The 21,522-nt window shown below is 72.1% G+C and carries 19 protein-coding genes and 1 riboswitch; of the genes, 8 read left to right on the top strand and 11 right to left on the bottom strand.

Annotated elements, in window-relative coordinates:
- Positions 1-24 precede the first annotated feature (24 nt).
- The 3 genes from paaC to paaA are packed head-to-tail and all read right to left on the bottom strand — an operon-like array spanning position 25 to position 2,130.
- Positions 25-750, bottom strand: coding sequence for a 1,2-phenylacetyl-CoA epoxidase subunit PaaC (gene paaC / locus D2L64_RS20175; protein ID WP_119578777.1), 726 nt, complete (start codon positions 748-750; stop codon positions 25-27).
- A 37-nt stretch (positions 751-787) separates the two neighbouring features.
- Positions 788-1,078 carry a 1,2-phenylacetyl-CoA epoxidase subunit PaaB gene (paaB, locus tag D2L64_RS20170; RefSeq protein WP_119578776.1) on the bottom strand — a complete coding sequence of 97 codons (291 nt, stop codon included), beginning with the start codon at positions 1,076-1,078 and terminating at the stop codon, positions 788-790.
- Positions 1,075-2,130 carry a 1,2-phenylacetyl-CoA epoxidase subunit PaaA gene (gene paaA / locus D2L64_RS20165; protein WP_119578775.1) on the bottom strand — a complete coding sequence of 352 codons (1,056 nt, stop codon included), beginning with the start codon at positions 2,128-2,130 and terminating at the stop codon, positions 1,075-1,077. The genes paaB and paaA overlap by 4 nt, the downstream gene beginning before the upstream one ends.
- A gap of 362 nt (positions 2,131-2,492) precedes the next feature.
- Here paaA and D2L64_RS20160 point away from each other — a divergent pair, with 362 nt between their 5' ends.
- Together D2L64_RS20160 and D2L64_RS20155 are read left to right on the top strand one after the other, a co-directional pair.
- Positions 2,493-3,470 (top strand): serine hydrolase, encoded by a 978-nt coding sequence (locus D2L64_RS20160; RefSeq protein ID WP_119578774.1) that lies wholly within the window; start codon positions 2,493-2,495, stop codon positions 3,468-3,470.
- Complete coding sequence (locus tag D2L64_RS20155; RefSeq protein WP_119578773.1) at positions 3,470-4,423, top strand: serine hydrolase; 954 nt, start codon at positions 3,470-3,472, stop codon at positions 4,421-4,423. Before D2L64_RS20160 ends, D2L64_RS20155 begins: the two co-directional genes overlap by 1 nt.
- Before the next feature lie 209 nt (positions 4,424-4,632).
- Here the strand turns inward: D2L64_RS20155 and D2L64_RS20150 are convergent, their stop codons facing one another.
- Positions 4,633-5,484, bottom strand: coding sequence for a menaquinone biosynthetic enzyme MqnA/MqnD family protein (locus D2L64_RS20150; RefSeq protein WP_119578772.1), 852 nt, complete (start codon positions 5,482-5,484; stop codon positions 4,633-4,635).
- Positions 5,485-5,852: 368 nt separating this feature from the next.
- Here D2L64_RS20150 and D2L64_RS20145 point away from each other — a divergent pair, with 368 nt between their 5' ends.
- The 4 genes from D2L64_RS20145 to D2L64_RS20130 all read left to right on the top strand — a co-directional run bounded on the left by D2L64_RS20145 (position 5,853) and on the right by D2L64_RS20130 (position 10,480).
- Positions 5,853-7,928: a HelD family protein gene (locus D2L64_RS20145; RefSeq protein WP_119578771.1), complete on the top strand. Its 2,076-nt coding sequence runs from the start codon at positions 5,853-5,855 to the stop codon at positions 7,926-7,928.
- A gap of 55 nt (positions 7,929-7,983) precedes the next feature.
- Positions 7,984-8,868 (top strand): ABC transporter ATP-binding protein, encoded by an 885-nt coding sequence (locus D2L64_RS20140; protein ID WP_119578770.1) that lies wholly within the window; start codon positions 7,984-7,986, stop codon positions 8,866-8,868.
- 9 nt (positions 8,869-8,877) lie between these two features.
- Positions 8,878-9,615, top strand: a complete 738-nt coding sequence (locus D2L64_RS20135; RefSeq protein ID WP_119578769.1) for an ABC transporter permease — start codon at positions 8,878-8,880, stop codon at positions 9,613-9,615.
- A 100-nt stretch (positions 9,616-9,715) separates the two neighbouring features.
- The gene (locus D2L64_RS20130; protein ID WP_119578768.1) at positions 9,716-10,480 is read left to right on the top strand and encodes a VOC family protein; all 765 of its coding nucleotides are present in this window, start codon (positions 9,716-9,718) and stop codon (positions 10,478-10,480) included.
- Between the two features lie 177 nt (positions 10,481-10,657).
- Here the strand turns inward: D2L64_RS20130 and D2L64_RS20125 are convergent, their stop codons facing one another.
- The 7 genes from D2L64_RS20125 to mqnE form a co-directional block, all read right to left on the bottom strand.
- The gene (locus tag D2L64_RS20125; protein WP_119578767.1) at positions 10,658-11,545 is read right to left on the bottom strand and encodes an ABC transporter ATP-binding protein; all 888 of its coding nucleotides are present in this window, start codon (positions 11,543-11,545) and stop codon (positions 10,658-10,660) included.
- Positions 11,542-12,645 (bottom strand): FecCD family ABC transporter permease, encoded by a 1,104-nt coding sequence (locus D2L64_RS20120; RefSeq protein WP_119578766.1) that lies wholly within the window; start codon positions 12,643-12,645, stop codon positions 11,542-11,544. Before D2L64_RS20120 ends, D2L64_RS20125 begins: the two co-directional genes overlap by 4 nt.
- Before the next feature lie 32 nt (positions 12,646-12,677).
- Complete coding sequence (locus D2L64_RS20115) at positions 12,678-13,613, bottom strand: ABC transporter substrate-binding protein (protein ID WP_119578765.1); 936 nt, start codon at positions 13,611-13,613, stop codon at positions 12,678-12,680.
- A gap of 110 nt (positions 13,614-13,723) precedes the next feature.
- Positions 13,724-13,782, bottom strand: a riboswitch (cobalamin riboswitch).
- A gap of 171 nt (positions 13,783-13,953) precedes the next feature.
- Complete coding sequence (locus tag D2L64_RS20110; RefSeq protein WP_119578764.1) at positions 13,954-15,831, bottom strand: M14 family zinc carboxypeptidase; 1,878 nt, start codon at positions 15,829-15,831, stop codon at positions 13,954-13,956.
- A 175-nt stretch (positions 15,832-16,006) separates the two neighbouring features.
- A complete protein-coding gene (locus D2L64_RS20105; protein ID WP_233559056.1) occupies positions 16,007-16,336 on the bottom strand; it encodes a DUF4229 domain-containing protein in 330 nt (109 codons plus the stop codon).
- Positions 16,337-16,412: 76 nt separating this feature from the next.
- On the bottom strand, positions 16,413-16,835 hold the full coding sequence (locus D2L64_RS20100; protein ID WP_119578763.1) for a hypothetical protein: 423 nt from the start codon (positions 16,833-16,835) through the stop codon (positions 16,413-16,415).
- 24 nt (positions 16,836-16,859) lie between these two features.
- Positions 16,860-18,029 (bottom strand): aminofutalosine synthase MqnE, encoded by a 1,170-nt coding sequence (gene mqnE / locus D2L64_RS20095; protein ID WP_119578762.1) that lies wholly within the window; start codon positions 18,027-18,029, stop codon positions 16,860-16,862.
- 239 nt (positions 18,030-18,268) lie between these two features.
- Here mqnE and D2L64_RS20090 point away from each other — a divergent pair, with 239 nt between their 5' ends.
- Entirely contained in the window at positions 18,269-19,828 is a 1,560-nt protein-coding gene (locus tag D2L64_RS20090; RefSeq protein ID WP_119578761.1) for a C40 family peptidase, read from the top strand.
- A 1,142-nt stretch (positions 19,829-20,970) separates the two neighbouring features.
- Positions 20,971-21,507 (top strand): hypothetical protein, encoded by a 537-nt coding sequence (locus D2L64_RS27975; protein WP_119578759.1) that lies wholly within the window; start codon positions 20,971-20,973, stop codon positions 21,505-21,507.
- Positions 21,508-21,522 lie beyond the last annotated feature (15 nt).

The raw sequence follows: 21,522 nt of genomic DNA, 5'->3' as shown, positions 1-21,522 counted from the left end.
GCCGGCACGCCGCACCCCACCGGGTCACCATCGCGCCCCCGGATGGGCCCGATGCAGCACCTGCATCTCGGCGAGCAGGTACGACAGATGTTCGGTGTGCAGCCCGTCCCGCCCGCCGGCCGGCGCCCACGCCGACTCGGGCACGGTCAACGTCGCCTCGGCGAGCACCGCCGACACCACCTCGTCGAAGTCGGCCCGCAGGGTGGCCGGGTCGACCGGTGCCTGCGGCCAGCCAGCGAACAACTCCCCGACGTACGGCCAGACCTCCTCGATGCCGGCCTGCATCCGCCGGTGCGACTCCGGCGTCCCCTCGCCGAGCCGCTTCACCCAGAGCGCCGCGTGGTCCAGGTGGTACGCGGACTCCTTGCGGGCCTTGCCACCGATCGCGGCCAGCCGCTCGTCGGCGCAGCGTGACAGCGCCGTGTAGAGGGGCAGCTGGTAGGCCGAGAGCAGAAGCAGCTTGGCCATGGTCACCGCGAAGTCACCGTTGGGCAGCTCGACCAGCAGGCAGTTGCGGAACTCGCGGTCGTCACGCAGGTACGCCAGCGCGTCCTCGTCCCGGCCCGCGCCCTCCAACTCGCCCGCGTACGACAGCAGCAGCCGGGCCGCCCCGAGCTGGTCCAGGGCGATGTTGGCCAGCGCGATGTCCTCCTCCATCTCGGGTGCCCGGGTGGTCCACTCGGCCAGCCGTTGCGCCGCGATCAGCGCGTCGTCGCCGAGCGCGAGAGTGAAGGCGAAGGGTCCGTTCACGGGTTCCTCTCCGTTCGCGACTGCGGGGCTCGCAGCATCACAGGTGGGCCACGCCGTCTGGGACGTCGTAGAAGGTCGGGTGGCGGTAGACCTTGTCGGCGGCCGGGTCGAAGAAGGCGTCCTTCTCGTCGGGGCTGGAGGCGGTGATGGCGCCAGCCGGCACCACCCAGATCGACACCCCCTCCTGCCGCCGGGTGTAGAGGTCACGGGCGTTGCGCAGGGCGAGTTCGGCGTCGGGCGCGTGCAGGCTGCCCACGTGGGTGTGTGCCAGGCCACGGCGGGCCCGGACGAAGACCTCCCAGAGGGGGGACGATCCGCTACTGCTCATGTCGGGACCTTCTCCTTGCTCGCCTGCTTCGCCGCGTACGCCGCGGCTGCTTCCCGTACCCAGGCGCCCGCTTCGTGGGCGCGACGCCGGTGCGCCATCCGCTCCCGGTTGCACGGTCCGTCACCGGAGATGACCCGCATCAGCTCGGCGTAGTCGGGCTGGGTGAAGTCGTACGCCTGGCGCTGCTCGTTCCAGCGCAGGTCGGGATCGGGGATGGTGAGCCCGAGCACCTCCGCCTGACCGACGCACATATCCACGAAGCGCTGCCGCAGGTCGTCGTTGGAGAAGCGCTTGATCTTCCAGGCCATGGACTGCGCGGAGTGGGTGGAGTCACCGTCCGGCGGGCCGAACATGGCCAGCGACGGATACCACCAGCGGTCGAGCGCGTCCTGGGCCATCGCCCGCTGGGCCGACGTGCCGTGCGCCAGGGTGTGCAGGATCTCGTAGCCCTGCCGCTGATGGAACGACTCCTCCTTGCAGACCCGGATCATCGCTCGCGCGTACGGGCCGTAGGAGCAGCGGCAGAGCGGAACCTGGTTGACGATCGCCGCGCCGTCCACCAGCCAGCCGATGGCACCGACGTCGGCCCAGGTGAGGGTCGGGTAGTTGAAGATCGAGCTGTACTTCTGCCGGCCGGACAGCAGCAGCTCGACCAGTTCGTCGCGGCTGATGCCGAGGGTCTCGGCGGCGGCGTAGAGATAGAGGCCGTGCCCCGCCTCGTCCTGCACCTTGGCCAGCAGGATCGCCTTGCGCTTGAGCGACGGGGCGCGGCTGATCCAGTTGCCCTCCGGCTGCATCCCGATGATCTCGGAATGGGCGTGCTGGGCGATCTGCCGGATCAGCGTCCGGCGGTACGCCTCCGGCATCCAGTCGCGGGGTTCGATCTTCTGGTCGGCGTCGACGACTGCCGTGAAGTAGGCGGCCAGGTCCTCCTCGGGGCCCGGGGCCCCGCGATCCCGCTCCGCGGCCGTCCGCAGTTCCGCTTCCGCCGCCTCGACCTCACCGAGCAGGCCGCCGGGCGCGTCCTCGCCCGCGAAGTCATTGCCATACATGCACTAAGTGTTACAGCTGGCGCCGCAATAAGCCAGAGGGTGTCATAGAAATGCGAAACCGCCCTTCGTTACCGGCCGAGCGCCGATTGTGACGACCGAAAGCCATGACTTGGGTCACATCCGATGGGCAAATCCTCGCAACCGCCGCATAGCGGTTGGTTATCCCGCCTTCACCGCGAGTTGCGCGGTGTCGGAACCTGGCGTGCCGCAAAACCGCACGTAGACTTCCGACGTCACACCGATCGGCTGACGACGATCGCCACCGAGAAGGGCCACAGTCCCCCGGCCCAGCGGCGATCCGCAGCGATCAGTCCTGGCAACAAGCCGGTCCCCCCGGCCTGACATCTGGAGCTCACCCGCTCATGCGATCTCGCGTGACCATGGTGCTCGCCGTTACGGCGGTGCTGCTCGGCGGCGTCATGCTGGTGCCGACCGCGTACGCCCGGCTCTCCGCCGGGCCGGGCGGTGGCGCACCGGAAAGCGTCGCCGCGCCCACTCCCGAGCCCCCGCCGCCACCGACCCTCGCCGCCGGCAAGGTATCGGTCAACTTCAAGGGCGAGTTCTTCTCCTGGGCATTGATGGAGCGCGAGACCGGCAAGATCTCCGGCTCGAAGAACCTGGCCGCGACCAGCTCCACCGAGTCGATGCTCAAGGCCTGGATCGTCGCCGACTACCTGCGCCAACTGGGCGACGAGGAGCCCACCGCGACGCTGAAGAAGGCGGCCAGCCGGGCCATCCGGGACAGCGACGACGACGCCACCAACGCCGTCTACCGGGCCGCCGGCGGCTCGTACGTGGTGCCGGCCGGCGGTCAACCCGGACCGGTGCTCAAGCGGGCGATCAGCATCTGCGGCCTCACCGACACCAAGCGGGGCAACGTCAAGGGTTACGAGGGTTGGTGGAGCTTCACCCGGATGTCCCCCCGGGACGCGGTCCGGCTCGGCGACTGCATCGCCGACGGCAGGGCGGCCGGCCCGAAGTGGACCAAGTGGTTGCTCGCCGAGATGAGCAAGGTACGCGGCAGCACCGCCGCCCGTGACCAGCGCGCCCGTGCCGGCGGCGGTCGGTGGGGCATCATCGACGGCCTGCCCGAGTCGATCATCAGCCAGGGTCCGGTGAGCATCAAGAACGGCTGGACGCCGCTCAGCTACGACGGCAACTGGCACGTCAACTGCCTCGCGGTGACCAAGAAGTGGAGTCTCGCGGTGATGCTTCGCTACCCGCACAGCAGCGGGCTCGACTACGGTTCCGAGGTCTGCGCCAGCGTGGCGTCCCAACTGGTGACCCCGCAGCCCGGCGGCGCCCTCAAGGTGCCGCAGCAGCCGGTCGGGAAGCTCTGATGGCGGCCCCCAAGCGCCGCAGCCGTACCGGCGAGACATCGCCGTTACGCCTGATGGCCATCGCCTCCGTCCTGGTCGGGCTGGTCCTGGTCTCGTTGCGCCTGCTACCCGGTTCACCCTTCGAGTCCACCGCCGCGGCCCAGTGGGGGCGGACCGACACCGTCACCGCCCCGGCAGCCCGCACCGGCAACGTTACCGACGGCAGTTCGCGTCCGTCGCCGTCACCGAGCCCGTCGCCGGAGCCCGAGCCGCTGCCGTTCGAGGCGCGCAAGCTCGACCTGGACATCGACGGCTGGTACGGCTGGAGTGTGCTCGACCGGCGCTCCGGCGAGATCGTCGGCTCGGCCGACATGGACGAGACCAACACCACGGCCTCCCTGATCAAGTCCTGGATCGTCGCCGACTACCTGCGCCGTACGGCCGACGCCGGGCAGACCCCGAGCGACGCGAAGCTGGACGACCTGACGAAGATCATCAGGGACAGCGACAACGAACGGACCGAGGCCCTCTACACCCAGATCGGCCGGTCGGCCTCGATCAAGCGGCTGCTCTCCACCTGCGACCTGACCGACAGCAAGGTCTCCAGCGACCTCGGCTGGAGCCGCACCGAGCTGTCCCCGCGGGACACCGCCCGGCTGGGCAACTGCATCGCCGACGGCCGCGCCGCCGGAGCCAAGTGGACCAAGTGGCTGCTCAACGAGATGCGGCTGGTGCGCGGCGCGGGCGACTTCGGCATCCGCAAGGCGTTCCCGGCCGCCGAGGCCAAGAAGATCGCCATCAAGAACGGCTGGGTCGACCGTACGCGTGAGCAGGAGATCCACGTCAACTGCCTGGCGATCGGCGACACCTGGACGATGGGCGTGATGCTCCGCTACCCCATCAACAAGGGCTACGAGTACGGCATGGACAACTGCCAGAAGATCACCGAAGCGCTCCTGACCACCACCCCCTGAGTCCGTCGCAGCCGCCACTGGCGCCGTCCTCAGGCTCACCTCATGATCACGCTCGATCCGGGATCGAGTGCCTTCGTCAGGTGGTTGAGGCCACTCGATCCTGGATCGAGCGCGCACGCCCGCGCCCTGGCCAGCGGCGCCGGCAGGGGTGGTCGACAGCGACGCGGACCGGGTGACCGCGACGACGGGCGGCCAGCGGACGCCTGCCGTCAGCGAGTGAAGAAGGTGGGGCCGGCGGCGGGCAGGGCGGGAGCCTCACCGAGGGCGGCGGCCCGGCGGGCGAACTCGCGCAGGCCGGCGACCTGGCGGTCGCCGAGCGAGAAGTCCAGCGCCTGGTAGTAGGAGGCCAGGGTGGCCGCGTCGAAGGGCTCCCAACGCGCCGCCGACTCGACCACCTGGTCGAGTTCGGCCAGGCACAGGTCACGGGAGCGCAGGAACGCCTCGTGCACCTCCTTGACCAGGCCCGGGTGGGCGGCGGCGAAGTCGCGGCGGGCCGCCCAGACGGCGAAGACCATCGGCAGGCCGGTCCACTCCCGCCATGCCTGACCGAGGTCGGTCACCGTCAGGCCGCGGCCGGGCGCCTCGTACAGGGCGCGCAGGGCCACGTCGCCGATCAGCACCGCGGCATCCGCCTCCAGCAGCATCTGCGTCAGATCGGGCGGGCAGCGGAAGTACTCCGGCTGCACGCCGTACCGCTCGCGCAGCAGCACCTGGGCGAGCAGCACGCCGGTGCGGGAGGTGGAGCCGAGGGCCACCCGGGCGCCGTCGAGTTCGGTCAGCGGTCGGGTGCTGACCAGGTTGACCGAGAGCACCGGCCCGTCGCTGCCGACCGCCAGATCCGGCAGGAGCAGCAGTTCGTCGGCGTGCCGCAGGTACTCGACCAGGGAGATGGGACCGATGTCCAGGTCACCGGCGACCAGGGCGGCGTTGAGCCGGTCGGGGGTGTCCTTGTGCAGGTCGAAGTCGAGCAGCGCACCGGAGCGCATCAGCCCCCAGTAGATCGGTAGGCAGTTGAGGAACTGGATGTGCCCGACCCGCGGGCGGGCGACGCGCTCGACCATGCCCCGACCGTATCCCCGCCGGCACCGCCCGGCGCAGCGGGCCGGCCCGGAAGTGGCCAACCCCGCACCCGCAGTCCGGCCAGCCCGCAGCCGACGGTCGGCAGCCGCTCGGCAGGGACGGACCCGCACCGGACCAGGCTGGCTTCGTCGGTGGACGTCGCGCGGGGCGGCCGAAGATCCAGGCACCGCGGGGTACGCCGGGCCGCCACGCACCGGTGCGGAAAACAGGTTGCCACCGGTCCACCACGGAGTAGGCTTTCCGTCCCGCCTGACGGCCGCGGTGAGTAGCACCGGAGCGGACGTCCCCGCGCCGGCCGACCAGTCGGAAACGCGAGCGGCAGCCTTCTTCCCGTTCAAGGAGTACGTGGATGAGCCTGCACGCCCAACAACTGCCAGCAGCCCCGAACCCTCGCCCGGCCGACCTCGACGACGAGTTGGCCGGCGAGCGGGCACACCTGTCCGATTCCCGGGCCGCCCTGGCCCGGATGCGGGAACGCGCCGAGGCGCTCTTCGCCACCGGCGACAAGGTCGCCGGGGACGCGTACACCGCCGAACAGCTCGGCCGGCACCTGGCCCGGCGGGTCGCCGAACTGGCCGACGACCCGCGCACCCCACTGTTCTTCGGTCGGCTCGACTTCGGCGCGTCCGACGCCGACCACGCCGGACGGCGCTACCACGTCGGCCGCCGGCACGTCACCGACGAGCAGGGTGAACCGCTGGTGCTCGACTGGCGGGCGCCGGTGTCCCGGTCGTTCTACCGGGCCAGCGCCCGGGAACCGCAGGGGCTGGCGGTGCGCCGCCGGTTCGGCTTCGACAACGGCGTACTGACCAGCTTCGAGGACGAGCACCTGGACCGGGGCGAGGAACTCGGCACGACCAGCCGGATCCTCACCGCCGAGATCGAACGTCCCCGGGTCGGGCCGATGCGCGACATCGTCGCCACCATCCAGCCCGAACAGGACGAACTGGTCCGCGCCGACCTGGCCGACTCGATCTGCGTGCAGGGCGCCCCGGGCACCGGGAAGACGGCGGTCGGACTGCACCGGGCCGCGTACCTGCTCTACCTGCACCGGGAGCGGCTACGCCGGTCGAAGGTGCTGGTCGTGGGTCCGAACCGGGCGTTCCTGGGCTACATCGCGGCGGTGCTGCCCGCCCTCGGCGAGGTGGAGGTCGAGCAGGCCACCGTCGAGGACCTGGTCGACCGGGTGCCGATCCGGGCGGTGGACCCGTCGGCCGTGGCGACGCTCAAGCACGACGCGCGGCTGGCCGAGGTGCTGCGCCGGGCGAGCGAGGCGTACGTGGGCGAGCCGACCGAACCGATCGTCGTCTCCGACGGCTCGTTCCGTTGGCGGATCGGGCTGGAGCCGCTGCACCGGCTGGTCCGGGAGACCCGCGCCGAGCGGTTGCCGTACGCCCTGGGCCGGGAACGGGTCCGGGCCCGGGTGGTCGGCCTGCTGCAACGGCAGGCCGAAGCCCGGCGGGCGGAGTCGCCGGGCGACGCCTGGCTGCGCCGGATGGGCCGGGCGAAGCCGGTGACCGAGTTCCTGGACACGGTCTGGCCGGCGCTCACCCCGGAGGGGCTGGTACACACGCTGCTCGCCGACCCGGCCCGGCTCGCCGACGCAGCCGACGGCCTGCTCGCCCCCGCCGAACAGGCCCTGCTCACCGGCGAGCGGGTCGGCACGAAGCTGGGCCGCACCCCGAAGGCGACCCGGTGGACCGCCGCCGACGCCGTACTGATCGACGAGGCGGCCGGGCTGATCGAGCGTCCGGGCGGCTACGGGCACGTGGTGGTCGACGAGGCGCAGGACCTCTCGGCGATGCAGTGCCGGGTGATCGCCCGCCGCAGCGAGCACGGCTCACTCACCCTCCTCGGCGACCTGGCCCAGGCGACCGCGCCGTGGGCCGCCACCGACTGGCGGGAGACCCTGCGGCACCTCGGCAAGCCGGACGCGACGGTGGTGCCGTTGACGATCGGCTTCCGGGTACCGGCCGACGTGCTCGCCTTCGCCAACCGGCTGCTGCCGGCGCTGGCCGTGGACGTACCGCCGGCCGAGTCGCTGCGCCGCGACGGCGCGCTGGAGGTGCGTACCGTGACCGATCTTCCCGCCGCGACGGTGGCCGAGGTGCGCGCGGCGCTCGCACACGAGGGGTCGATCGCGGTGATCGCCGCCGACGACGGGGTGGACGGGCTACGCGCCGCGCTGGCCGCCGCGGGGGTCCAGACCGCGACCGCCGCCGACCCGGCCGCCGGTGCGCGGGTCACCGTGATGCCCGCCAGCATGGTCAAGGGCCTGGAGTACGACCACGTGATCGTCACCGAACCGGCCGCCATCGTGGCGGCCGAGCCGCGCGGGCTGAACCGGTTGTACGTGGTGCTCACCCGGGCGGTCTCCCGGCTGTCGGTGCTGCACGCCGCACCGCTGCCGGCGCCCCTCGGCTGACCGTCGAGTTGCGCGGGTGCGCTAGACCGGAGCCGTACGTGAAGGGAGTCATCGCGTGAATCTCACCCGCGCCGAACGGGTCAGCCGGCGGTACGGCGACATCCTCGCCCTGGACCAGGTCGACCTCGACGTTCGGGCCGGTGAACTGGTCGGCCTGCTGGGGCCCAACGGGGCTGGCAAGAGCACCCTGCTCAACCTGCTGGTCGGGTTGCGCCGCCCCAGCTCCGGCCGGGTCGAGCTGTTCGGCGGTGACCCGCGTACCCCGGCGGCCCGGCGGCAGCTCGGGGTGACGCCGCAGGAGACCGGGCTACCCGGCTCGTTGCGGGTCGGCGAGGTGGTGGACTTCGTCTCCGCCCACTATCCCGATCCGGTCCCGCGCGCCGAACTGCTCGACCGGTTCGGCCTCACCGAGCAGACCCGCCGGCAGTGCGGCGGACTCTCCGGCGGGCAGAAGCGGCGGCTCGCGGTGGCGCTCGCGTTCGTAGGCCGGCCCCGGCTGGTGGTTCTCGACGAGCCGACCACCGGGCTGGACGTGGAGGCCCGACACACCCTCTGGGAGGCGATCCGCGCATTCCACGCCGACGGTGGCACGGTGCTGCTGAGCAGCCACTACCTGGAGGAGGTGGAGGCGTTGGCGCAGCGGGTGGTGGTGATCGGGAAGGGCCGGGTGCTCGCCGACGACAGCGTCGAGGCGGTCCGGGCGGTGGTCGGCGTACGCCGGGTGAGCCTGACCGCCGACGTGCTGCCGGCGCTGCCCGGAGTGGTCCGCACCGAGCGGACCGACGACGGTCGGACCCACCTGCTCACCGCCGACGCCGACCAGTTGGTGCGTGACCTGGTCACCACCGGGGTCGACTTCCGTGACCTGGAGGTGCGCCCCACCTCGCTGGAGGAGGCGTTCCTCGCCATCACCTCCGCCACCCAGCCGGTATCGGCCTAGGAGATCGCCGTGCAACTCGCCCTGGTACACGCGCGTTACCAGCTGCTGGAGACCGTCCGGATCCCGGTCGCGATCTTCGGCAGCGCGTTCTTCCCGGCCGCCGCGATGCTCTTCTTCGTGGTGCCGTTCGCCGGGAAGGACCCGCAGGGCGCCACCTTCGCCACCGCCGCGATGGTCACCTTCTCCGTGATGAGCGCCAACATCTTCCAGTACGGCGTGGGCGTCGCCGAGGACCGCGCCCAGCCGTGGAACCCGTACACCCGGACCCTGCCGGCCGGGTCGGCGCCGCGTTTCGCCGGCCGGATCCTGGCCGGACTGGCCGTCAGCTACCTCTCGCTGATCCCCCTCGTGGTGATCGCGGCGACGCTGACCAGCGCGCGGATCGAACCCGCCGCGTTCCTGCTGGCCCTGGCGACCGTGACGGTCATCTCGGTGCCGTTCACGCTGATGGGGTTGGCCATCGGGTACGCGCTGCCGAGCAAGGCGGCGATCGTGGTGGCCCAACTCGTCTTCTTCCCACTCGCCTTCGGCGGCGGGCTGCTCTCCGCCCCCGACCAGGCACCCGGCTTCATCGAGGCGATCGCGCCGTACCTGCCGACCCGCGGCGCGGTGGAGCTGATGTGGGCGGCGGTCGGCGGCTACTCGGTCAACCCGTTGTCGCTGGTCATGCTCGGTGTCTGGGTGGTGGTGCTGGCCGCGCTGGCCGGTTGGGCGTACCGCCGGGACGAGGGTCGCCGGTTCAGCTGACGTTCGCCCGGAATCCGCCCCGGAGGGCGGGGCGACGGTGCCACGATGCCGAAGAGGGCGGCCGGTCGGCGGTCGCCTCCGCCGGCCGAGAGGGGCAGCCGTGGTCGACATCCCACCGGGCACCCCGTGCTGGGCCGACCTGGCCACGCCGGGGCTCGACGCGGCCCGCCGGTTCTATCCCGAACTGTTCGGCTGGACCGGCCGGGTCGAACCCGAGCCGGAGGCGGGCGGCTACACCGTCTTCCTGCTCGACGGGCGTCCGGTGGCCGGCGTGGGACCGCCGGCCGTGCCGGACCAGGTGCCGATCTGGTCCACCTATGTCGCCACCGACGACGCCGACCTGGTCGCCGGCCGGGTGCGGCGGGCCGGTGGGCAGGTGGTGGTGCCACCGTTCGAGGTCTTCGACCGGGGCCGGATGGCGGTCTTCACCGACCCGGCCGGTGCCGCGTTCAGCGTCTGGCAACCGATGGCGTTCGCTGGGGCAGAGGTGTTCGACGTGCCGGGCTCGATGAGCTGGACGGAACTGGTGACACCCGATCCCGACGGCGCCCGCGTCTTCTACGAACTCGTCTTCGGGTGGCAGCCCGAGGAGGAACCGATGGGGCAGGCCGCGTACACCGGATGGCGGCTCGGCGACCGGATGGTGGCCGGGATGATGCCCCCGCTCGGCGAGGAGTTCCCGGCCGATTCCCCCGCCTACTGGACGCTCTACTTCTCCGTCGCCGACGCCGACGCCACGGCCGCGCGCGCCGCCGAACTCGGCGGCACCATCCTCGTACCACCCCGCGACATCCCCGCCGGCCGGATCACCGCCCTCCGCGACCCCAACGGCGCCCTCTTCTCCCTGATCGCCCTAACCCCCTAACACCCCCCACCCCAGCCCCTGCCCCCGCCTCGTCGATCTTGCGGTTTCGGTCGCCCCTATGCGGTTTTTGCGCCTTATGCGGAGACGAGAAGTGCAAGATCTGTGGGAAGGGGGCCGCGGGGAAGTCGCGCGGGAGGGAGGCCGCGGCGAGGGCGCGTGGGGGTAGGGAGGGGTTGGTTAGGGGTGGTGGGGGCGGGTGGGGAGGACGAAGGGGCCGTGGGGGCCGGGGATGACCTTCACGTGGGCGCGGTAGTGGCGGGCCAACAGTTCCTCGGTGAGCACCTCCGCCGGGGTGCCGGCGGCGACTATCCGGCCCTCGGCGAGCAGCACCATCCGGTCGGCGTACTCGCCGGCGATGGAGAGGTCGTGCATGGTGGCCAGCACGGTCAGGCCCTCCGTACGACGCAACTGGTCGACGAGTTCGAAGACCTCCTGCTGGTGTCCGATGTCGAGGGCGCTGGTGGGCTCGTCGAGCAACAGCAGAGTGGCCCCCTGAGCGAGGGCCCGGGCCAGGAAGACCCGCTGGCGTTCACCACCGGAGAGGGTGGCCAGTTCCCGGGCACCGAAGCCGGTGAGGTCCAGCCGGTCCAGCACCTCGTGTACGACGGCCAGGTCCGTTGCGGACTCCCGGCCCAGCGGCGGGATGTACGGGTTGCGGCCGAGCAGCACGTAGTCGAGCACCGCCATACCGGGCGGTACGACCGGGGACTGGGCCACGGTGGCCACCACCCGGGCCCGTTCCCGGCGGCGCAGCGCGCCCAGCGGCGTACCGAAGAGGCGGACCGCGTCCGAGGTGGACAGCAGACCGCCGACGGCACGCAGCAGGGTGGACTTGCCGGCACCGTTCGGGCCGATCACGGTGACCCACTCGCCGGCCCGCACGGTCAGGTCGATGCCGGCGAGGATGGGCACCCCGTCCAGCCTGACCCGCAGATCCCGCAGCTCGACCGCGGGCGGCCCGGCGTCGATCGGCTCGACCCCGGCCGGCCCGACAGCAACCGGCCCGACGGCAGGCCGCCCGGCGGGGCGAGGGTCGGGCGAGGAGGATTGTGAGGGTGGGGTCATGTCAGCACCCTTCGGGCGGTACGCAGCACCAGGACGAAGAACGGCCCGCCGAGCAGCGCGGTGACCACCCCGATCGGAATCTCCTGCGGTGCGGCGGCGGTCCGCGCCACCACGTCGGTCAGGGCCAGGAAGGCGCCGCCGAACAGCAGCGACAACGGCAGGATGACCCGGTAGCTCGATCCGGCGAGCATCCGTACCAGGTGCGGCACGATGATGCCGACGAAGCCGATCAGGCCGGAGGCGGAGACCGCGGCGGCGGTGCCCAGCGAGGCCGCGGCGATCAGCAGGTACCGCGACCGCTGCGGGTGCAGGCCGAGGCTGGCCGCCTCGTCGTCCCCGACCGAGAGCACGTCCAGTTCCCGCCGGTGCAGCAGCACGACCAGGCTGGTGACCAGGAAGTACGGCAGCACCAGCCGGACGTCCTGCCAGCCGGCGGTGGCCAGCCGGCCGAGCAGCCAGGAGTACACCGACTGGATGCTCTCCGCGTGCCGTTGCAGCAGGTACGTCTGCCCGGCGGCGAGGAAGGCGGAGACGGCCACTCCGGCCAGGATCAGGGTGGCCGGCGAGCGGCTACGCCCACCGGCCGCCCCGAGCAGGTACGTCATGGTGACCGCGCCGAGCGAACCGACGAACGCGGCCAGCGGTACGGTGACCGGCAGCCCGGTCAGCGGCCCGCCCGCGCCGACGCCGAGGGTCAGCACGACGGTGACCGCCAGCCCGGCGCCCGCCGCCACGCCCAACAGGTACGGGTCGGCCAGCGGGTTGCGGAACACCCCCTGGTAGGCGCCGCCGGCCAGGGCGAGCAGCCCACCGACCAGCAGGCCGAGCACCACCCGGGGCAGCCGGAGTTCGGTGACGATGGCGATCTCCCGCTCGGACAGCCCACTGTCCAGGCGCACCCCGGGCAGCAGGTTGAGCAGTTCGACCGCGACGCTGCCCGGGGGCAGGCTGACCGGGCCGAGCGAGACACCGGCCAGGACCGCGACCAGCACGGCGCCCACCCCGGCGGCGAGCCAGCGCTTACGCAGGCCCGCCGGCCGGGACGCGGTGTCCATCCCGGCCGGCGGCACGGAAGAACCCCTGCTCAACGCCGTACGCATAGGAAGGGTTCCCTGTTAACGCCGGGCCTCGGTCACTCGCCGGCCTTGGCCGTGGCGTCGACGATGGTGCGGAGCAGGTCCACCACGCGCGGGCCCCAGCGGGACGCGATGTCGTCGTCGAGTTCCACGATCTGCTCGTTGCGGACCGCGTCGATGCCGGACCAGCCGCTGCGCGCCTTGACCGTGGCGGCGCTCTGCTGGCAGCACTTGACGTCGGAGAGGAAGACGAAGTCCGGGTTGGCCTCGACGATGACCTCCTGGGAGAGCTGCGGGTAACCGCCGCTCTTGCCGTCGGCGTCGGCCGCGTCGGCGATGTTCTCCAGGCCGGCCAGCGTGTAGATCGAACCGATGAAGGTCTTGCTGGTGGCGGTGTACAGCTCCGGGCCCAGCTCGTGGAAGTAGGTGGGTGCCTGCACCCGCTGCGGCACCTCGGCGGTGATCTTCGCGATGTCGTCCTTCATCCGCTGGACGACGTCCGCCCCCGCGGTGGCGTTGCCGGTGAGCGTGCCCAGCTCGGTGATCTGCCGGTACGAGTCGTCGAGCGTCTGCGCCGCCGGGGTCAGGTACACCGGGATCTTCAGCGCGCCCAACTGGTCGACGATCTTGTTGCGGTCGTCGCTGAGCACCACCAGGTCGGGATCCTTCGCCGCGATCGCCTCGGCGTTCGGCTGGTAACCGGAGAGATCGGTCTTCGGTGCGTCCGCCGGGTAGTTGGACTGGTCGTCCACGGCGATCACCTGCGGACCGGCGCCGACCGCGTAGAGCATCTCGGTGGCGGTCGCGGAGAGCGAGACGATCTTCTCCGGGCGCTGCTCCAGGGTCAGCGACCCGACGGTGACGGGGAAGGCGCCGCCGGTCGGGCCGCCGCTGGCGGCGGGGGTGTCGGTGGTCTTCTCGGCGCAGGCGCCGAGCGCGAGCGCGGCCACCGCGAGGGTGGCGGCGAAGAGTCGGGGGGTACGTCTGAACATCGGTCCTCCTGTCGGTCGAGGAGTGCGGTGCTTCGCCGACAGGGAGCCGTGGCACCCGTCCGCGAGGCGCCCTTCCTCGAGAGCGCGGATCGCGACCGCGCCCCAGGCGACCTGGCTCGTCCCCTCGCGGGGCATCACAGTTGCGGGACAGCGCCGGTTTCGCACCGGCTTCGCTGCGGCGGGTCGCTAAGACCGTAGCGCACGCCACGACGTCGGCCCGGTGAGCCGGGGGGTGGCCTGGCCGGGTGACCGACACACGGGTGGGCGGAGCGAGGCGCGTTTGCCCGGTTGGTCCTGGGACGGGGCCCCGCGCGAGGGGGTGTGGCGGGGCCCCGTCGGCTCAGGAGGCGGTGATGGTGACGTTGTCCACAGCCGCCTCGACCAGGCTGGCGGTGGCGACGTCCGCGGCCTCCACCAGGATCCGGACCGACTGTCCGGCGTACGGGGTGAGGTTGAGGTTGGACAGGGTCCAGGCGCCGTTGCGGTTACTGGCCGCGCCAGCCTGGGTGAGCAGTGCCGTGGTGCCGCCGTTGTGCACCACGCTGACCCGGAAGTAGTCGGCCGAGGACGAGTTCGAGCCGTGGGCCAGGTACCAGGCCAGCGACAGCGTCAACGTGCCGCTGGACGGCAGCGTGATCGCCGGTGAGCGGGCGCTGGTCACGCCGCCGTCGACGTCGTGGTCGCCCGCCGCGCTGCCGGCGAGCCGGCCGGTCACCAGGTCGTTGCTGCCGGCGTACGGGACGAGTTGCTTGGCGCCGCTGGAGTTGGTGGCCTGCGCGGCGCCCCGCTCCCACTGGCCCGCGGTCGCGGTGTCGGTGCCGTTGGGGTTGATCGTCCAGCCGGTCGCGGTCTCGAAGGTGTCCGACCAGACGGTGGTCCCACCGCCGCTGCCGCAGTACTGCGACTGCTTGCCGATCGCCCGGTACGGGCAGTCGGCGTACTCGGTCAGGAGGAGCACCGCCTCGCGGTTGCGCGAGGTCTGCTGCGGGATGACCTCGTCGGGCGGGTAGAAGCCGCCGCCGGAGGCGGAACGCGGGTACAGCTCGAAGGTGTACGCCCAGATGCCGTGCGTGGCCCACATCCAGTCGATGCTGCTGCCGTCGGTGATGTAGAGGTCACTGGACTGCTGTGGGGTGAACCCGTTGGTGGCCGCCATCTGCTGGCCGATGGTGGCGAAGGTGTTGTACTGGTCGGTGGTCATCCCCGGGGCGGTGTTGTTGTACGTGTAGCCGTACGGCCAGAGCACCAGCTCGGAGTAGGTGTGGAAGTCGATGTTGGCCTTGATCTGCTGTACCCCGCCGACCACCCGGCTGTTGACGAAGTTACGCAGCGCCTGCGTCTCGGGGGCGGAGAAGGCCGACGGTCCCCGGTAGGTGTCCGAGGAGGTCGAGCCGGACGAGCCGCCGCAGCAGCCCCAGTTGTAGCTCCAGTTGCGGTTGAGGTCGGTGCCGACGTACGACGAACCGCTGTTGGGTTGGCGGTTCTTGCGCCACGAGCGGTAGGAACCGGTGGCGATGTCGTACTCGCTGCCGTCCGGGTTCACCGACGGCACGATCCAGATCTCCCGGTTGTTGACCAGGTTGGTGATCCGGGAGTCGGAGCCGTAGTTGTCGGTGAAGAGGTTGAGCAGGTAGATCGCCATCTCGACGGTCAGGTGCTCGCGGGCGTGCTGCTGCGAGTTGAACAGGATCTCCGGCTCGTTCTCGTCGACCCCGACGTTGTCGGAGATCTTGACCGCGACCAGGTCACGACCCTCGTACGAGCTGCCGATGCTGATCTTCCGAGCGATCGCCGGGTGGTCCGCGACGACCTGGTTGACCACGGCGATCATCTCGGCGTAGTCGTGGTAGTTGGCGTCGGCCGGCGGGAAGGCCAACGCGCCGATCTCGTCGTGGGCGTGGCCCCGGTCGGTCGGTGGTGCGGCGACCGGTTCCAGTTGGAACCCGAGCCGGGTGATGGCGGCGGCCTCGGCCCGGGTGGCCGAGACGTGCAGCACCCCGTGCTCGGAGTAGTCGATCGAGGCGCCGGTACGGGCCACCGCGGTGCGGTCGTCGACCGTCCGCGGCCCGAGCACCCGGTAGGGCGCGGCGGCCGGTTGCTCGTCCCGGTCGGGTGCGGGTCGGGCGGAGACCGGTGGGGCCGAGACGGCGAGCAGGCCGAGCCCGGCGGCGACGATGAGCGCCAGTGCACGGCGGACAGGGATGGAACGGAGGGCCATGGACAACCTCCTCGAGGCGCGGGGATCCCCCGCTCGGTAGCGGCCAGCCCACCACCGGTCACATGGTCATATCAATATCAGTCGCTGCGCGGTCCATCCCAGCCGGATCGTCACGCCGGCAGGATGTTCCCTCCGACCCGCACTTCGCGAAGCTTGCCGCCAGACCGGCCGATGCTCAGTTCTTCCCGTCGGCGGGCCGAGGGGCACCGTCGGCGCCCGCCTGAGCGTCACCGTCGACGCCCGCCTGGTCGTCACCGGCCTGGTCGTCACCGGCAAGGGCGGAACGCAGCCGCTCCTTCTCCGTACGGCGTCGTTCGGCGGCGGCGGCCATCTCCTCGGCCATCTCGTCCCGCCAGCCCTTGAGCAGGAAGAACGACGCGGCGGCGGAGAACAGCAGCGCCACGATCAACTTCAGGAAGAGATCGATGTTGACCGGCCAGAGGGCAGCCACCACGATCACGAACAGCCCGATCCGGCCGAGCGTGTACTTGACCGCCGCACTCACGTTGATTCACTCCGCTCGTTCACGTAGCCACATCTTCCCCGCCGCCGACCGGCGGTGCTCTCGGTAGCGACCGATGTCAGCTCGTCCGGTTGACCAGCCAACGGACGCCGGGGAACCAGACCGCCGCGTACACCACGGTGAAGGTCACCGCGGCCAGGGCGCCGGACAGCAGCGGCGGCAGCCCGACCGCGACGCCCGCCACCAGCAGCCCCGAGACGATCGCCACCGCGGCGGCGACCAGCGCGGCCACCACCCGGGGTGCGCCGAACTCCCAGGCCCGGAAGTCCTCCCAGAACAGCCAGGCGGGCAGGATCACCGCCAGCCAACCGTTGGCCTGACCGAAGTCACCGGCACCGAACCAGGCGAAGGCCGCGTCGAAGAGCACCAGCACCAGCAGCCCGATGACCGCCCCGGCCAACGCGACACCGAGCAGGTCGCCCAGGGTCAGGATGCGACCGTCGTCGTCGCGCCGGGGAAAGGTGCTCTGCTGCTCGGCCATCGTCGGGTCAGGGTACGCGGCGGGTCAGGCCCACACCTGCTGCGGTTCGGCGCGGCGCTGCGCCAACGTCGGCGCGGCGTCGTACTCGCGGACCACCTCGTAGCGGGTGTTGCGTTCCATCGGCCGGAAGCCGGCGTCCCAGATCAGGTGCAGCAGATCGTCCCGGTGCATGGTGTTCGGCGTGCCGTACGAGTCGGCGTCGTGAGTGATCTTGTATTCCACGACCGAACCGTCCAGGTCGTCCACCCCGAAGTTGAGCGACAGCTGGGCTACCGAGAGCCCGTGCATCACCCAGAAGCACTTGACGTGCGGCACGTTGTCGAAGAGCAGCCGGGACACCGCGAAGGTCTTCAACGACTCGGCCGGCGAGGCCATGGTGGTCCGCGCCTGGATCCGGTTACGGATCTTGCCGTCCGCCGAGTCCACGAAGTCGTGCTGGTACCGCAGCGGGATGAACACCTGGAAGCCGCCGGTCTCGTCCTGCAACTCGCGCAGCCGCAGCACGTGGTCGACCCGGTGCCGGGGCTCCTCGATGTGCCCGTAGAGCATGGTCGACGGGGTCTTCATGCCCTTGCTGTGGGCCAGTCGGTGGATCCGCGACCAGTCCTCCCAGTGACAGGCGTGGTCGACGATGTGCTGCCGGATCTCCCAGTCGAAGATCTCCGCGCCGCCGCCGGTCAGCGACTCCAGGCCGGCGTCCATCAGCTCGTCCAGGATCTGGTCGGCGCTCAGCCCGCTGATCTTCTCGAACCACTGGACCTCGGTGGCGGTGAACGCCTTGAGGTTCACCTTCGGCAGCGCCGCCTTCAGCTCGCGCAGCACCTTCGGGTAGTAGCGCCAGGGCAGGGTCGGGTGCAGGCCGTTGACGATGTGCAGCTCGGTGAGCTGCTCGTCCTCCATCTCCTTGGCCTTGCGGACCGCCTCGTCGATGCGCATCGTGTACGCGTCCTTCTCCCCCGGCTTGCGCTGGAAGGAGCAGTACGCGCAGCTCGCGCTGCAGACGTTGGTCAGGTTGAGGTGCCGGTTGACGTTGAACATGACCCGGTCACCGTTGAGTTCGGTGCGCTTGTGGTGGGCCAGCCGACCCAGCCAGGTCAGATCGTCACTGGCGTAGAGGGCGATCCCGTCCTCCCGGGTCAGTCGCTCCCCCGCGTACACCTTCGCTTCGAGCTCGCGCTTGAGTCCGGCGTCCATCGAAAGCCCGTCCCTTCCCACTGCCGTCGCGACCGGAGCCCGATCGCAAACCAGAGCCTACGTCGGTCACCGCAGCTGCTCACACCGTGGTCCGCTGGCAGCAGACTCTCAGCTTCCAGACATCGACAGCGCTGTGCCCCTTGCGGTAAGACAGGGTGGGGCGCACCACACACCCTGGTAGCGTCCCGACCGCCGCGACCCCACCACCCGCGCGGCGCACCACCCGGACGAGGAGCGGAATGGTCGACAGCGAGCACGGGCGACGGCAACGGCGACGGCACCCGGTGATCTCGCCGGTGCTACGTCCGATGCTCTGGTCCGCTCTGCTCAGCGCCGTCGCCGCCACCGTCCTCGCCGCTCCGGCGTACGCCGAGCCGGGGGTGCCCGTAACGGTCCCCGACACCGGTTCCCGCCCGACCGTCACCGGTCCGTTCCAACTGCCCGGTGCCGCCCCCGCCGACCCCAACCCGGGTGTGGTCGCCCCCTCGGTGTCCCCCGGCGCCAGCGCCCTCGAAGTACAGATCAACGCCGCCGAGGCCCGGGTCGGCGAGCTCGGCACCCAACTACTCGAACTGGAGCAGCAGCGCACCGAGGCCGAGGCCCAACAGCTGAGCGCCGAGCGTGACCTGGAGTTCGCCCGGGCCGCCGTCCAGCAGGCCCAGCAGCGCGCCGACCAGGCGGCCGCGCAGGCGATCAAGGCGGACGCCGCGCTACCGCCCCTCGACTTCGCCGCCGACCTGCGCGACCTGGAGCTACTCCGGCGGGCGAACCGCGGTGAACGGGCCGAACACGCCACCGCCCCGGCGGCCGGCGAACTGGCCCGTACCCGCGCCGACGAGCAGGTGGCCACCGAGGCGTACACGGCGGCCGAGTCCCGGCTGCGCGGCGCCCAGGAGCAGTACACCGCCACCCAGAAGGCGCTCCGCGACGAAGAGGCCAAGCTGCTCAAGCTGCGCGAGCAGAACGCCACGCAGCTGGTCGAGCTGGCCCGCCAACAGGAGCGCGCCGAGCAGCAACTCGGCGCCGACTACGCCAACCAGTCGGCGGACGGGCTGGTCGCGCACCCCACCGCGCTGGCCGCGCTGGCGTACGCCCGCCGGCAGCTCGGTGACCCGTACGTCTGGGGGGCCACCGGCCCGAACTCGTTCGACTGCTCCGGTCTGATCTGGTCGGCGTACCGGTCGGCGGGCTACTACCAGCTGCCCCGGGTCTCCCGCGACCAGTACTACGCGACCCGGTCCCGTACCGTGCCCCGCAACGCGCTGCTCCCCGGCGACCTGGTCTTCTTCGCCTCCGGCAGCAGTTGGCGGACGATCCATCACATGGGGATGTACATCGGCGACGGCAAGATGATCCATGCGCCCACCACGGGCGACGTGGTGAAGATCTCGACCGTACGCTGGTCCCGGCTCTTCGCCGCGACCCGGGTGGTCGGTGCGGTACCCGCCGAGTCGGCCTCGCCCACACCGTCGGCGACCCCGACGCCGACCCCGACGGTCAAGCCGACCCCGAAGCCGAGCCCGACCCCGAAGCCGACGACCACGCCGAGACCGACGCCGACGCCGACGCCCTCCACGTCGCCGACGCCCGCACCCACCTCGCCGAGCCCCACGCCCACCCCGACGGGCAGCACCACCCCCACGCCCACGCCGTCGGTCACCTCGGCGACGCCCAGCCCCACCACCACGCCGGGTGACAGCGACGACCTCGACGACGACGCCAGCCCGACCACGACGACGAGCAGCCTCGCACCCGAGGAGAGCGTCTCGGCCACCCCGTCGACCGTCGGCGGTCACTGACCCGACGCGACACGGCTGATCGTCCACTCGCCGACCGGCCGCCGATCGGCGCCGCCCGGATACACCTGGGGACACTGTGGGCACTCCAGGTGTGCCAACCGGTCGACATGTGGCACGGTGTCACTGAGTACTCCCGGTCCGGCGGTCCGGGTGCGAGCGCGGCGGAGGCGAGGATGACCGAGCACGAGGTTCCGGCGAAGGCCGACCCTGGACCGGCCACCGCTCCGGCCACCGCCGACGCCCAGCCAGCCGTGGGCCGGGCGGGTGTCCGCCCGGTTGCGGCCGACGACCCGGGCGCAGCTGCGACCAGCGCCCCGGCGGCCGGCACCGGCCCGCCGACGACCACGCCGAGCGGCGGGACCAGCTTCCGGGCGACCGCGTCCGCGGTCCCGCCCAGACAGGCTGGGGTACGCGGCTACTCGACGGCCGCCCGGCCCCAGGTCGGCACGGAAGGTACCGGACCGGCCGGGCCGGGCACGGTGCAGGCGGACGGAGTGTCGGGGCCGGTGCCTGCGGCACGGGCCAGCGCCCGGGTGCCCGGGATGAGCCGGGTGGGCGCCGACGAGGCGAACGCCGCCGGCCGCGGCGGCAAGTCCTCGGGTGTCTACCGTTCGGCGCCGGTAGCTCCGGAACCAGCGGCGCCGGCCCAGCCGGCGGCGCTCACCCAGCCGGCGCTCACCCAGCCAGCGCTCACCCAGCCAGCGGAGCCGGCCGAGCCAGCCACGCCGCCCGCCCCCGAGCCGGCACCCCGCCCACCGGTGCCCGCGCCACCGACCCCGCCGGTGCCACCCATCCCGCCGGTGCCACCGACCCCGCCAGGACCGGCGCCGGCCCCGCCGACGCCACCGGCCCCGACACCACCCGCACCCATCCCGACACCGCCGGTGCCGACTCCGGCACCGCCCGTACCCGCACCGGCACCACCGGGGCCGGGGCCGTACCCGCCGGGACCGGTGCCCGCGCCCCCGCCCACGCCTCGGCCCACGCCGCCGCTGCCGGGCTCACCGACGCCCCCACCGGGCCCGCCCGTGCCGGCGCCGCCGCCCCCACCGGGTCCGGTACCCGCGCCGCCGTTCCCGCCACCGCCCGCCACGCCAGGCGCATCCCGGACGGTTCCGGCGGCAACGGAATCGGCCCCGGCCGTGCCGGCGCCCGCCCTGCCGGTCTGGCCGCCGCCGACCAGCCCGGTCGGCCGCCGGGACGAGCCTTCGCCCGCCTCGCCCGGTGCGGCGCCCCGGCAGTCAGCCCGTCCCGGCCTGGTCCCGCCCGCGCCGCCGGGCCCGGCGCCGACCCGGGCCGCTCCGCCACCGCCGACCCCGCGCACCGCACCGACCCAGCAGCCCGGCGGTGGGCCGGGCGACCGGCAGGGTACGCCCACCGGGCGGCCCGAGCAGGCCGCGAAACGTCCGGACGGGGCCGGCCTGAGCGCGTACTACTCCAGCGACGCGAACAACGCCACGGTGGCCTTCCCCGCCGGAGAGCCGGAGAACTCCGGCTCGCTGACCGGGCACATCCTGGCCCAGGGCTGGACGGAGAGTTCGGCCGAACGGTCCAGCAGCACCCTCCGGGTGATGATCGTGATGGCCGTCGCGCTGTGCCTGCTGGTGGCGATCAGCGTGCTGGTCGTACTGGTGGCCAACGATGCGTTGAGCGGACTGACCGGCGGCCAGGCGGGGTGACGCCGTACTCGGATC

This window comes from Micromonospora radicis, assembly GCF_003583405.1.
GTDB classification, from domain to species: Bacteria; Actinomycetota; Actinomycetes; order Mycobacteriales; family Micromonosporaceae; genus Micromonospora; species Micromonospora radicis.
This window is presented reverse-complemented; position numbering and strand designations above follow the sequence as displayed.